Source organism: Bradyrhizobium liaoningense (assembly GCF_018130825.1).
Lineage (GTDB): Bacteria > Pseudomonadota > Alphaproteobacteria > Rhizobiales > Xanthobacteraceae > Bradyrhizobium > Bradyrhizobium liaoningense_B.
Genome location: NZ_JAFCJS010000001.1, coordinates 151225 through 164478 on the forward strand (window position 1 = coordinate 151225; position 13254 = coordinate 164478).

Consider the following 13254-nt stretch of genomic DNA (forward strand, 5'->3'; position numbering starts at 1 on the left):
CGGGGGAGAATTGGCCAGGTTTTTGGGAAGCTGCCCGAGGCCCAGCCGGAAGTCTTTGAAAGTAAAGGCCTAATGGGCAAACGAATAGTTCCGCCGGAAGAGCCGGCCGAAATCCATGAGGTTCCGCTGCGGGAAGCGCTCGAAGAGCGCTATCTCGCCTATGCGCTGTCCACGATCATGCACCGCGCGCTGCCGGACGCGCGCGACGGCCTGAAGCCGGTGCACCGGCGCATCCTCTACGGCATGCGCCTGCTCCGGCTCGATCCCGGCACGGCCTTCAAGAAATCAGCCAAGATCGTTGGCGACGTGATGGGCTCGTTCCATCCGCATGGCGACCAGGCGATCTACGACGCCATGGTCCGCCTCGCGCAGGATTTCTCCTCGCGCTATCCGCTGGTCGACGGCCAGGGCAATTTCGGCAACATCGACGGCGATAACCCCGCCGCCTACCGCTACACCGAAGCGCGCATGACCGACGTCGCGCGCCTTCTCCTCGAAGGCATCGACGAGGACGGCGTCGAATTCCGCGCCAATTACGACGGCCAGTCGAAAGAGCCGGTCGTGCTGCCCGGCGGCTTTCCGAACCTGCTCGCCAACGGCGCGCAAGGCATCGCGGTCGGCATGGCGACCTCGATTCCGCCGCACAACGCCGCCGAGCTCTGCGACGCCGCACTGCATCTGATCGAGAAGCCCGACGCGAAGTCGAAGGCGCTGATGAAGTGGGTGAAGGGCCCGGATTTCCCGACCGGCGGCATCTGCGTCGATTCCAAGCAGGCGATCGCCGAAGCCTATACCACCGGCCGCGGCTCGTTCCGTGTCCGCGCGAGGTGGGAGCAGGAAGAGGGCGCGCGAGGCGCCTGGGTCGTCGTCGTCACCGAGATTCCCTATCTGGTGCAGAAGTCGCGCCTGATCGAGAAGGTCGCCGAGTTGCTGGACCAGAAGAAGCTGCCGCTGGTCGGCGACATCAGGGACGAGTCGGCCGAAGACGTCCGCATCGTCATCGAGCCGAAGTCGAAGAACGTCGATCCTGCGCTGATGATGGAATCGCTGTTCCGGCTGACCGAGCTCGAAAACAAGATTCCGCTGAACCTCAACGTGCTGATCAAGGGCCGCATCCCGAAGGTGGTGGGGCTCGCGGAGTGCTTGCGCGAATGGCTGGACCATCTGCGCGACGTACTGATCCGCCGCAGCAACTTCCGCAAGGCGCAGATCGAGCACCGGCTGGAAGTCCTCGGCGGTCATCTGGTCGCCTATCTGAACCTCGACAAGGTGATCAAGATCATCCGCACCGAGGACGAGCCGAAGCCAGCCCTGATCAAGGCGTTCAAGCTCACCGAGATCCAGGCGGAGGCCATCCTCAATATGCGTTTGCGCAATCTGCGCAGACTCGAGGAAATGGAGATCCGCAACGAGGACAGGGATCTCCGCAAGGAGCTGAAGGGCATCGAGGGCGTGCTCGCCTCGGAAGCCGAGCAGTGGAAGAAGGTCGGCGAGCAGGTCGGCAAGGTCCGCGACATGTTCGGGCCGAAGACGCCGCTCGGCAAGCGCCGCACCACTTTTGCGGATGCGCCCGAGCACGATCTCGCGGCGATGGAGGAGGCCCTCGTCGAGCGCGAGCCGGTGACGGTCGTCGTCTCCGACAAGGGCTGGATTCGCACCATGAAGGGCCATGTCGAGGATCTCTCGGGGCTGGCCTTCAAGCAGGACGACAAGCTCGGCTTCGCCTTCTTCGCGGAGACGACCTCGAAGCTCTTGCTGTTCGCGACCAACGGCAAGTTCTACTCGCTCGACGTTGCCAAGCTTCCGGGCGGCCGCGGTCACGGCGAGCCGATCCGCCTGTTCATCGACCTCGAGCAGGAGGCGGCGCCCGTCGCGCTCTTCGTCAACAAGGGCGGGCGCAAGTTCCTGGTCGCGAGCCACGAGGGCCAGGGCTTCGTCGTCAATGAGGACGATTGCGTCGGCACCACCAAGAAGGGCAAGCAGGTCCTCAACGTCGACATGCCGAACGAGGCGCGCGCGATCACCGAGGTGCTCGGCGACACCGTTGCCGTCATCGGCGAGAACCGCAAGATGCTGGTGTTCCCGCTCGACCAGGTGCCGGAAATGGCGCGCGGCCGCGGCGTGCGGCTGCAGAAGTACAAGGATGGCGGCCTCTCTGACATCGCCGTGTTCGACGCCAAGGCCGGCCTGACCTGGAAGGACTCCGCGGGGCGCGAATTCTCGGCGACCATGAAGGAGCTCGCGGAGTGGCAGGGCACCCGCGCCGATGCCGGCCGCCTGCCGCCGAAGGGCTTCCCGAAGTCGAACAAGTTCGGCCGGGTGATCGGGTAGGGACGGCTCTCATTGCTGCGCTGGCGTCATGCCGGGCGATGACGGGGAGGGGAGATGCGCTATCTCCCCTTCGTCATTGCGAGCGTAGCGAAGCAATCCAGATTGCCACCGCGGAAAGATTCTGGATTGCTTCGCTGCGCTCGCAATGACGAGAGGCGATAGCGCTGCTCTCCAACTGACATTGAGTACCCCGCAAACGCGTGGCAGATAGCCACGAGAGCATACGTGCGGGCACGAACATTGCTTTTTCCTGGCGACTGCAAACGGCTGGTCAAAAGGCAAAAACACCCCAATGTTCAAACTGAAGGCTTTCATTCCGGCGCTGTTCGGCCTCGCGCTGGTGGCTGCGCCCGCGCATGCGGCGGGCAATCTGGTCGCGGTGCTCGAGGCGGAAATCGTCACGCTCGATCCGCATTTTTCCACGGCCTATATTTCGCGCACCTTCGGCTACATGGTGTTCGACACGCTGTTCGCGAAGGATTCCAAGGGCGAGATCAAGCCGCAAATGGTGCAGGACTGGAAAGTCTCTGCCGACGGGTTGACCTATACGTTCACGCTGCGCGACGGCCTGAAGTGGCATGACGGCCAGCCGGTGACGGCGGCGGATTGCGTCGCCTCGCTGCGCCGCTGGGGCACCCGCAGCGCGCTCGGCCGCCGCATTTTTGCGATCACGGCTTCGCTCGAGCCGACGGATGCGAAGACCTTCGTGCTGACATTGAAGGAGCCGTCCGGCCTCGTCATCGACGCGCTCGGCAATCCCGTCAGCCCCGTTGCCTTCATGATGCCCGAGCGCATCGCGAAAACGCCCGGCGACCAGCGCATCACGGAGATCATCGGCTCCGGTCCGTTCGTCTACAGCAAGGCCGATCACCGTACCGGCGACCGCATGATCCTGAAGAAGTTCGCCGACTATGTGCCGCGTCCCGAGCCCGCCGACTTCCTCGCCGGTGGCAAGCGCGTCAATGTCGACACGCTGGAGGTCCGCGTCATTCCCGATGGCGCGACGGCGGCCTCCGCGTTGCAGGCCGGCGAAGTCGACTTCATGCAATACGCGCCGTTCGATCTGCTGCCGCAGCTGGAGAAGAACTCGCGCGTGAAGCTGGTCAATTTCACCGGCGGCAACATGTTCGCTGGCGCCTATCGCCTCAACGCTGCGTCGAAACCATTCGACGATCCCGAGATCAGGCGCGTGCTGTGGAAGCTGGTCGACCAGCGCGAAGTGCTGGATGCGCTCGGCTTAGATGCCAAATACGCCACGCCCTGCGCGACCTCCTTCACCTGCGGCACGACTTATGAGAGCAAGGCCGGCACGGAAGCTGCCGCCAAGCCCTCAATCGAAGCGGCGAAGGCTGCGCTGAAGGCGACCAAATATGCCGGCGAGCCCGTCGTCGTCATGGAGGCCAACGATCTCGAAGCCCCGCGCGTCTCGGCGCAGGTGCTGGCCGAGCGGCTGAAGGCCGTCGGCTTCAATGTCGATCTGCAGGTGATGGACTGGGCGAGCGTGCTGGCGCGCCGTGCCAAGAAGGAGGGCTGGAGCGTCTATGGCGTTCACGCCGGCGGTTTCGATCTGGGCTCGCCGCTGACCAACGTCATGGTCGCCTTCAACTGCGCCGACTTTACCGGCTGGCAGTGCGATGCGCGCATCACGCCTTTGATGGAAGCCTTCGCCAAGGCGCCGGCGGAGGAGGACCGCAAGAAGATCGCGGGCGAGATCCAGAGCGTGATGTACGATCAGGCGCCCGCAATTCCGTGGGGCCAGTTCGCGCAGCCGGCCGCCTATCGCGCCACTCTGCGCGGTCTGATACCGTCCGCCATCCCGGTGTTCTGGAACGTTGAGAAGTAACGCGATGTACGATGTCATTGTTGTCGGCGGCGGTTCCGCCGGCGCCGCTGTGGCCGCAAGGCTCTCCGAAGATCCCGCACGCCGCGTGCTGTTGTTAGAGGCCGGTCTCGACTGGCGCGCGGACGAAGCGCCGTGGGAAGTGAAGACGCCGAACCCCATCCCGATCATCCACAAGCGCGAGTTTCAGGAGAAATGGCAGTGGCCTGATCTCCTGACGCGCCGCGTGGCGGGGCAGGAGCCACGCTTCTACTGGCGCGGCAAGGGGCTTGGCGGCTCATCGATGATGAACGGCCAGATCGCCATCCGCGGCGTTGCCGACGCGTTCGATGAATGGGCGGCCAATGGCTGCACCGGCTGGTCGGCCAAAGAGGTGATGCCGCTATTCTCGGTGATCGAGGATGATCTGGAGTTCGGTGACGCCGCGGGACATGGACGCGGCGGACCGCTGCCGGTCTATCGCGCGCCACTCGAGACGTGGGGCCCGATCGACCGGGGCTTGCGCGACGCCGCGCTGGCGAGCGGCTATCCCTGGTGCGCCGACCTCAACGGTCCTGACGGCGAGGGCGTCGCCTGTTATCCCATCAACAGCCGCGATAGCCGCCGCATCACCACCAATGAGGGCTATCTCGAGCCCGGGCGCGGCCGCGCCAATCTGGAGATCCGCGGCCATGCGCTGGTCGATCGCGTGCTGATCAGCGACGGAAGGGCGACCGGCCTCCGCGTCCACATCGAGGGGCAGGGCATCCACGAGATCAGCGCGCGTCAGATCGTGCTGTGTGCCGGCGCGATCCACAGCCCGGCGATCCTGCTGCGCTCGGGCATCGGCCCGGCCGAGGAGCTGAAGGCGATGGGGATCGCGGTCGAGCGCGACCTGCCGGTCGGTCGCCACTTCTTCGACCACCCGCTGTTTCGCGCCACGATCCAGCTCCGCGAGGACCTGCGGCCGACCGATCCCGATACCCGCCACACCAATTGCTGCGTGACCTATTCCTCGGGCCTCGCCAATGGCGGCAAGCGCGACATGATCCTGATCGCGTTCAACCATCGCGGCATCGGCGTGCCCGGCGCGATCGGCGCCGGGCTGTTCAACGCCTATTCGCGTGGCACGCTCAAGCTGGCCTCGACCGATCCTGCGATCGATCCTGTCGTCGAGGAGAACATGCTGGCCGATCCCCGCGACATGCTGCGCATGATGGATGCGGTGAAGCGCCTTGCCGTGATCACCTCGCAGCCGGCGCTGTCAGGCATCGCCGACTGGATCAGGCTGACCGACACCGACCTGACGCTGCCGCAGGCAGCTAGCCTGTCCGATCACGAGCTCGATGCGCTGCTGCGCCGGGAGACCGGCGACATCCAGCACGCCGCCGGCAGCTGCCGCATGAGCGGCGTCAACGACGGCGATGGCGTGGTCAACCCCGATGGCACCGTGAAAGGGATCAGCGGCCTGCGCGTCGCCGACGCCTCGATCATGCCGTCCGACTGCCGCGCCAACACGCACTTCACGACGGTGGTGATCGGGGAGGCGATCGCGCGGATGATGATGCGGTAGCGCGACAACCATGGTGTCATGCCCCGACTCGACCGCGGAGCGGGGCTTGACAGACGGCGTGGCCGGCGTGCCGCGGCTGTTTTGTCCGACGGATATCGGTCGACGGGGGCCACGCCCAAGGATCCTCAGATTTCGCAACCGGTCAGATTCAGCGCCTTGAGCAAACCACCAAACGCCTTGAGCCGACAGGGCTCTGTATTGCTTGCGGCCTTTGGACTTTGGAAATTGGAGGTTTGCTTGATAACGATTGCTCTTGGCTTTGGCTTGGGACGTTCAGCGGTCGCGATCTTCTTCGGCTTGTGCCGATGACGGGCAATCGGCTTCGGCTCGGACGAGCCAATATGGATGTCTTCCGGGGGAGCAACACGGTCTTCAACCACGGCAGCCTGTGTCGGCGTCTCGCTGCTCACAGCAACAATTTCAAGGCGATCGGCCTTCGCCAGCGCGCCACGTGAAGCGGAAATGTCTGTATTTTGCTGGGCGATCGCGGCTGCGCGACGCGGTGGAGCTCTCAGCTCCATGGCCGACAGCATTCCTACAGTCAGCAGGATCAGGAGGCCCAACAACGCCATTCTCAGCATAATGCGCCTCTAACCTGCGTTAGTGCTGCTGAAAATTCTCCGCTCCAATAAGGCAACTTGTCGGCGGGCAGCCGACCCACGACGGATCATTTACCGACAGGGTTAACGTCGGTGATGCTGCCGCTCACGTCCTTCCGGCGGCGAAAATGGAGGCGACTACACGCTCTAAATGACCCCTGCCAGCCGTAACGCCACACCCGCCGCGCAACTGCCCGCCAGCACCGTCAGCATCCCCAGCTTGAACCGGAAGATCGCTGTCGCCGCCGCGATCGCCAGCAGCAGCGCCGGGATATCGACGCTGGTCAGCACCGGCCGGTCGAACGCGAACGGGAAGGCGTGCACCGGCACGGTCTCGCGGAACAGCGTGTGCAGCGCGAACCAGATCGAGAGATTGAGGATCACGCCGACCACGGCGGCGGTGATCGCACTGAGCGCGCCGGCAAGGCCGGTGTTGCCGCGCAGGCGCTCGATGTAGGGGGCGCCGACGAAGATCCAGAGGAAGCAGGGCGTGAAGGTGACCCAGGTTGCGAGCAGGCCGCCGAAGGTTGCCGCGACCATCGGCGACAGGCCGCCGGGGTCGCGATAGGCCGCCATGAAGCCCACGAACTGCAGCACCATGATCAGCGGGCCCGGCGTGGTCTCGGCCATGCCGAGGCCGTCGAGCATCTCGTGCGGCTTCAGCCAGTGATAATGCTCGACCGCCTGCTGGGCGACATAGGCCAGCACGGCGTAAGCGCCGCCGAAGGTGACCAGCGCCATCTTCGAAAAGAACAACGCGATCTGGCTGAAGACGTTGGCCTGTCCGAACGCAGCGAGCAGGGCGATCACCGGCACCAGCCAGAGCGCCAGCCAGATCGCACCGATGCGGATCGCGCGGCCGGTGTCGGGTTTGACGTGGTCCGGCACGGCGTCGCCGAGCATGCTGTCGATCACGGCGCTGCTGTCGCCATGACCGTGACCGGCCGGGGCAAATTCCGGACGGCCTTGTCTGGCGCCGACATATCCGATCACGCCGGCGGCGATGATGATGATCGGGAAGGGGACGGCGAAGAAGAAGATCGCGACGAAGGCGAGGGCGGCGAGCGCGATCATGATGCGGTTCTTCAGCGCGCGCTTGCCGACGCGCACCACGGCCTCGACGACGATGGCGAGCACGGCGGCCTTCAGGCCGAAGAACAGCGCCTCGACGAAGCTGACATTGCCATAGGCGGCGTAGATATAGCTCAAGGCCATGATGGCGATGATGCCGGGCAGGATGAACAGCCCGCCCGCCATCAGGCCGCCGGCGGTGCGATGCATCAGCCAGCCGACATAGGTTGCAAGCTGCTGCGCCTCCGGTCCTGGCAGCAACATGCAATAGTTCAGCGCATGCAGGAAACGGCCCTCGGAGATCCACGTCTTCTCCTCGACCAGGATGCGGTGCATCACCGCGATCTGGCCCGCGGGCCCGCCGAAGCTCAGGCAGGCGACGCGAAGCCAGACGCGGAAGGCTTCGTTGAAGCTGATGCCGTGACCGGCATCAGCTCCCATTTGATTGGCGCGAGTATCCATTACGCCTTCACCTTGTTGGTCGGCCAGTTGTGGGTCTCGGTGGTGGCGTCGCGGCACCAGCGGTAGAAGGCGTCGTAGATCGTCATCCCGGCCTCGAGCTGCTCGAGATCGTCGTCATACATCCGCGACAGCCCGAGCGAGGCCGCGAGCAGGCCCGGTGCCTCCGGCGCCAGATCCGGCCGCGCGGTGTCGGCGCCGCGCACCAGCATCGCGAGGCGAAGCAGGGGCGGCGTCGCAATGCCGAACTCCTCGATCATGACGTCGAAGGTGCAGAGCTCGCCGCGGTGGCTCCAGAACACGTTCTCGATGTCGAAGGGCGCTGCGCCAAAGCGCTCGCCGACGGCGACCACCTCGGACGGCGCCACATAGAGGAACACCGCGCTGGGATCGACGAAGCGGCGGATCAGCCAGGGGCAGGCGATGCGGTCGACCTTCGGCCGCGCCCGGGTCACCCAGACGGTGCGACCCTGCGCGTCGCGCGGCGGCAGCTTGCGGGTGTCGAGCAGCGGCAGTTTTGCTGCTTTCCAGCCCTCGAAGCCGCCATCGAGCGTCTCGGCCTGCACACCGAGCTGCCTCAGCCAGGCGGCGGTGCCCTGCGCCAGCTTGGCACCGCGCAGGCAGGAGACGATGGCGGAGCGGCCGGCAAATTCGCCGCCCCATTCCGCAACGGTCTCGTGGCTGCGCCTGATGGAGCCGGGGATCAGCCGCCGGTCGGCGGCAAAATCCTCCTCCGTGCGGACGTCGATCAGGACAGGTGCATTGGCCGTGCCGATCAGGCGCGCCAATTTGTCGGATGATATGGTCGTGAAAGTAGACATGTTGTTGCGTCCTCGCAAAAACCGAACGGGACGCGATACTTGGGCATGTCGCCTCGTGGGGAGATCGCTCAAATCCCCATGGGCTGATTACAGCTAAACTAAGCGGAACTGTCAATCCGCAGGACGATTGGGTCTTAGAAAATTGGCCTGCACCGGTCTATAGTGCGCGCCAACACACCTGAATCTTCTGGAGAATTCGATGCATTCCCACTCCATTGAACCGTGGACCCATGACCACGCGTTCCTCGGCGAGAAGCACGACGAGAACGAGCGGCGCACCTGGCTCGTGGTCGTGCTGACGCTGGTCATGATGGTCGGCGAGATCGTGGCCGGTTCGCTGTTCGGCTCGATGGCGCTGCTCGCCGACGGCTGGCACATGGGAACGCATGCGGCCGCGCTCGGCATTGCCGCCTTCGCCTACCGCTTCGCGCGGAGGCACCTCGGCAATGCGCATTTCACCTTCGGCACCGGCAAGTTCGGCGATCTCGCCGCCTTCTCCAGCGCGATCATCCTCGGCCTGATTGCCGTCGAGATCGCCTATGAGAGCGTGCTGCGGCTGATCACGCCGGTGCCGATCGTCTATGGCGAGGCCATCGCGGTCGCCTCGCTGGGACTGTGCGTCAATCTCGCCAGCGCGTGGCTCTTGCGCGGCAGCCACGACCATCACCACCACGGCCATGATCATGGCCACGGCCATGCGCATCATGATCACGATCATCATGACCACGACCATGATCACCACCACCATCATCACGACAACAACCTTCGCGCAGCTTACGTCCACGTCATGGCGGACGCCGCGACCTCGGTGCTGGCGATCGGCGCCCTTGTGGTCGCAATGTATTCGGGCTGGGTCTGGGCCGACCCGGCTGTGGGCCTGATCGGCAGCGTCGTGATCGCGAGCTGGGCGTTCGGTCTGATCAAGTCGTCGGGCGCGGTGCTGCTCGACGTGCGCGCCGACGAGAAGCTGGAGCGCGTGATCCGCGCGCGCATGGAGGTCGGCGAGGACCGCGTCACCGATCTGCATCTCTGGCAGGTCGGCCCCGGCCATTGTGCCGTGCTGGTGTCGGTGGTGTCGGACAAGCCGAAGCAGCCGGCGGTCTACAAGAAGCGGCTCGCCGGGCTGAAGGGTCTCAGCCACGTCACGGTCGAGGTCGAGACCTGCCCGCATTGACGTGATCGGCGGGCGCGGAATTCTGCGGCGCGGCCGGGGTTGATCCTCGGTCGCAGTCCGCATGGCGTTGAGGAGAAGCAACAATGATGCCCAGGATCACGCTCGCACTCGCCGTCGTTTCGCTAGCCTTGTCCGGCCATGCGGCGATGGCCCAGTCGGAGAAGGGCGGCGTCGAACGGCTCTACGTCCTCAATTGCGGTGAGGGCACTGCCGGCGACATCTCGCGCTGGACGCCCGGCATCAACGAAGGCAAGACGATGGACTTCGTCGACAGCTGCTACCTGATCAAGCACACGAAGGGCTGGTTCCTGTGGGACACCGGCATCGCCGATGCAGTCGCAGCCATGCCCAACGGCCTGGCACCGGCCGACCCCAAGGCTGTGACCTGGCGCCGGCCGAAGACGCTGGCGGCCCAGCTCGAGCAGCTCGGCGTCAAGCCCGACGACATCAAGGCCATGGCCGTCTCGCACACGCACCCGGACCATTCCGGCAATGTCGAGCTGTTCCCGCAGGCCACGCTCTACGTGCAGAAGGCCGAATATGACTGGCCCGGCGCCAATAACGAGCCGCGCTTCAAGCCTTCGCATCCGGTCGAGCAGCTCGCAGGAGACAAGGACGTGTTCGGCGACGGCAGCGTGACCATTCTGTCGACACCCGGCCACACGCCGGGGCACCAGTCGCGGCTGGTGAAATTGCCGAAGACCGGCGCGGTGGTGCTGTCCGGCGATGCCGTGCACTTCAAAGACAATTGGGACAACCGCCGCGTGCCCAGCATGAACGTCAACAAGGACCAGAGCGCGGCCTCGATGCAGAAGATCGCCGACACCCTCGCCAGGGAGAAGGCGCAGCTCTGGATCAACCACGACAAGGCCCAGCGCGACAGCCAGAAGATGGCGCCGGAGTTTTACGACTAGCGCTCGTCAACACCCCTGTTGCCACACCGGTGGCAGCAGGGCTGTGCTAGCGGTCCGCAAAAGCTCCGGCACAGGAGACGGTCGTGGGGGAGTGGCTCGGCGTTGCGATCGCGCTTGTCTCGAGCAGCTTAGGGGGCACCGCGGCGGCGATCACCCGCTATCTCGTCACCGGCGCCGATCCGGTCCTGCTGGCGATCCTGCGCTGGGGGATCGGTTTCCTCTGTCTCCTGCCATGCGCGCTGCTGCTTGGTGTCCGCTGGCCGCAGCGCTCCGACTGGCCGGCGGTGGCGCTGCTCGGCATCTGCTTCTTCGGCCTGTTCTTCATCCTCTACAACATCGCCGTATCCTACACGACCGCGGCGCGCGCCAGCCTCGCGCTGGCGACGTTGCCGCTGCACACCATGGTGGTCGGTGCCATCCTCGGCGCGGAGCGACTGACCGCGCGCAAGATCATGGGGGTGGGCATCGCCGTGCTCGGCGTGACGGCGGCGCTCGCCGCGGGGCTCGCACAAAGCCCGCCGGGAGCCTGGCGCGGCGAACTGATCATGACCGCGGCCGTGTTCTGCATGGCGTTCTACAACGTCTTGTCGCGTCCGCTGATGCAGCGTTCGAGCGCGCTCGGCTTTCTCACGGTCGGCATGGGCGCGGGCGCCGTGGTGCTGGTCGTGGCGGGTTTGTTGAAGGGCAGTTTTGCGGCGCTCGACCAGTTCACGACGGGGCAGTGGATTGCCGGCCTCTATCTCGGCGCTGGCGGCGGCGCGCTTGCCTTCATCCTCTGGGTCATGGCGCTGGCGCGGGCGACGCCGACCCGTGTCGCCAATACCATGACGGTCAATCCGATCGCCGCCACCTTGCTCGCTGCGCTGCTGATCGGCGAGCCGATCACGGCAAATCTGTTGATCGGGTTGGTGGCGGTGTTCGCCGGGATCTGGATTGCGACCGGCGAAGCGAAGCCGGCCTAGCTCTTCGGCGCCGTGGCCGCGGGCGGGCTCGCTTCGGGCGTCTTCTTCGGCTTTAGCGAGCCGGCATAGAACGAGACCAGCCACACCAGCAGGAGGGCGAGGAGATAAACGCCCCAGGCCTGCGGCGGAGTGGTCGCCCAGCGCAAAAGGCCCTTGAATGTGCGCGGCGGATTGTTGTCGTCGGTCATGGCCCGCTTGTGCGCGAAAGCGGCGGTGCGGTCAATCCGGCCGCCGCTCGGCGCGGATCAGGAACAGCGCCGCCAGCGCCGAGAGGCTGAGCGCGGAGGAGACGATCAGCACCTTGGCGCTCATGACGTCGATGAGCAGGCCGAACACCAGCGGCGCCACCGCCTGCGCCATCCGCGCCGGCGCGCCGATGATGCCGAGGCGGTAGCCGAAATCCTTGGGGCCGAAGATCGACAGCGGCAGCGTCCCGCGGGCGATCGTCAGGATGCCGTTGCCCGAGCCGTGGAACAGCGCAAAGGCGCTCGCGGCGGCACCACCAAAGATGGCGACGACGGCAGCGCCGATCGGATGGGTCAGGCAGGCGAGCCGCGTCGACCACAAGGGATGAAAGCGGCTCAGAACGCTGGCTTCGAGGATGCGCGCCACCACCTGCGCCGGGCCGATCAGCGCGCCAGCCGCGATCGCCTCGACATGCGTCGCGCCGGTGGCCTCGACGATCCGCGGAAAATGCACGGCCATCGCGCCGGTGACGGTCCAGACCGCGGCAAAGACGAAGGCGAGCAGCACCATGGTGCGGTCGAGCGGCAGATGCGGCTTCTCGGCGGTCGCCGCCGCCTGTTTGGCGCCCTTGATCGCCGGCAGCATGAAGAAATTGAGGGGCAGGCCGATCAGGATGTTGGCGGCGGCCCAGGCAAAGCAGGTCTCGCGCCAGCCGATATGGGCGAGGCCCCAGGCGGTGAGCGGCCAGCCGACCGTGGAGGCAAAGCCCGCCATCAGCGTGATCCCGGTGATGGGCCGGCGCGCCTCGGTGCCGTAGATGCGCCCCAGTGCGGCGAAGGCGGCATCATAGAGACCCATCGCCATGCCGATGCCGAGCACGAGCCAGGCGATCGCCATCACTGCGACGGATTGCGAGACGCCGAGCAGGACGAGGCCGGCGGCGATGGTCAGGTTGGAGACCGACAGCACCTGCCGCCCGCCGACGAGATCGATCTGCCGCCCGATCCGCGGGCCGAGCATCGCCGAGATCACCAGCGAGGCCGAGAACGCGCCAAAAATCCAGTTGGAGGAGATGCCGAGGTCGTGCGCCATGGGGTCGGCGAGCAGGGCCGGCAGATAGTAGCTGGAAGCCCAGGCCAAGGTCTGCGTGGTGCCGAGCGCCAGGATGATCGGAAGCTGGCGCTGGCTCATCCGCGCGTGCTTTCGATTCTGGCCGGCAATGTCATCATCGCCGGCATTTGCCGCCCGCGTAGCGAGCGCGTCAACCGCGGCTGCGGCATATTCGACCTGCGCGGGACGGGGAACCTTGGACACGGCCCCGCGCGAGGCTTGCGCCTTTCGCTCG

Annotated in this window: 11 protein-coding genes; 6 read left to right on the forward strand and 5 right to left on the reverse strand. The window is 65.7% G+C overall.

Annotation, left to right across the window (positions count from 1 at the left end; genetic code table 11):
- Nucleotides 1-72 precede the first annotated feature (72 nt).
- The 3 genes from parC to JQ603_RS00780 all read left to right on the forward strand — a co-directional run bounded on the left by parC (nucleotide 73) and on the right by JQ603_RS00780 (nucleotide 5723).
- A complete protein-coding gene (gene parC / locus JQ603_RS00770) occupies nucleotides 73-2331 on the forward strand; it encodes a DNA topoisomerase IV subunit A (RefSeq protein ID WP_212335891.1) in 2259 nt (752 codons plus the stop codon).
- A gap of 292 nt (nucleotides 2332-2623) precedes the next feature.
- Entirely contained in the window at nucleotides 2624-4174 is a 1551-nt protein-coding gene (locus JQ603_RS00775; protein ID WP_212335892.1) for an ABC transporter substrate-binding protein, read from the forward strand.
- Nucleotides 4175-4178: 4 nt separating this feature from the next.
- Complete coding sequence (locus JQ603_RS00780) at nucleotides 4179-5723, forward strand: GMC family oxidoreductase (RefSeq protein ID WP_212335893.1); 1545 nt, start codon at nucleotides 4179-4181, stop codon at nucleotides 5721-5723.
- A gap of 125 nt (nucleotides 5724-5848) precedes the next feature.
- Here the strand turns inward: JQ603_RS00780 and JQ603_RS00785 are convergent, their stop codons facing one another.
- The 3 genes from JQ603_RS00785 to JQ603_RS00795 all read right to left on the reverse strand — a co-directional run bounded on the left by JQ603_RS00785 (nucleotide 5849) and on the right by JQ603_RS00795 (nucleotide 8673).
- Nucleotides 5849-6295, reverse strand: coding sequence for a hypothetical protein (locus JQ603_RS00785; protein ID WP_245003429.1), 447 nt, complete (start codon nucleotides 6293-6295; stop codon nucleotides 5849-5851).
- A 174-nt stretch (nucleotides 6296-6469) separates the two neighbouring features.
- Entirely contained in the window at nucleotides 6470-7855 is a 1386-nt protein-coding gene (gene chrA / locus JQ603_RS00790) for a chromate efflux transporter (protein WP_212335895.1), read from the reverse strand.
- A complete protein-coding gene (locus tag JQ603_RS00795) occupies nucleotides 7855-8673 on the reverse strand; it encodes a chromate resistance protein ChrB domain-containing protein (protein WP_212335896.1) in 819 nt (272 codons plus the stop codon). The genes chrA and JQ603_RS00795 overlap by 1 nt, the downstream gene beginning before the upstream one ends.
- 199 nt (nucleotides 8674-8872) lie before the next feature.
- Between JQ603_RS00795 and dmeF the strand changes: the two genes are divergently transcribed.
- The 3 genes from dmeF to JQ603_RS00810 all read left to right on the forward strand — a co-directional run bounded on the left by dmeF (nucleotide 8873) and on the right by JQ603_RS00810 (nucleotide 11723).
- Entirely contained in the window at nucleotides 8873-9847 is a 975-nt protein-coding gene (gene dmeF, locus JQ603_RS00800) for a CDF family Co(II)/Ni(II) efflux transporter DmeF (protein WP_212335897.1), read from the forward strand.
- 83 nt (nucleotides 9848-9930) lie between these two features.
- On the forward strand, nucleotides 9931-10761 hold the full coding sequence (locus JQ603_RS00805) for an N-acyl homoserine lactonase family protein (protein WP_212335898.1): 831 nt from the start codon (nucleotides 9931-9933) through the stop codon (nucleotides 10759-10761).
- 83 nt (nucleotides 10762-10844) lie between these two features.
- On the forward strand, nucleotides 10845-11723 hold the full coding sequence (locus tag JQ603_RS00810; protein WP_212335899.1) for a DMT family transporter: 879 nt from the start codon (nucleotides 10845-10847) through the stop codon (nucleotides 11721-11723).
- Here the strand turns inward: JQ603_RS00810 and JQ603_RS00815 are convergent.
- On the reverse strand, nucleotides 11720-11911 hold the full coding sequence (locus tag JQ603_RS00815) for a hypothetical protein (RefSeq protein WP_212335900.1): 192 nt from the start codon (nucleotides 11909-11911) through the stop codon (nucleotides 11720-11722). The two genes, JQ603_RS00810 and JQ603_RS00815, sit on opposite strands and share 4 nt — an antisense overlap.
- 31 nt (nucleotides 11912-11942) lie before the next feature.
- A complete protein-coding gene (locus tag JQ603_RS00820) occupies nucleotides 11943-13100 on the reverse strand; it encodes an MFS transporter (protein ID WP_212338098.1) in 1158 nt (385 codons plus the stop codon).
- Nucleotides 13101-13254: the final 154 nt, after the last annotated feature.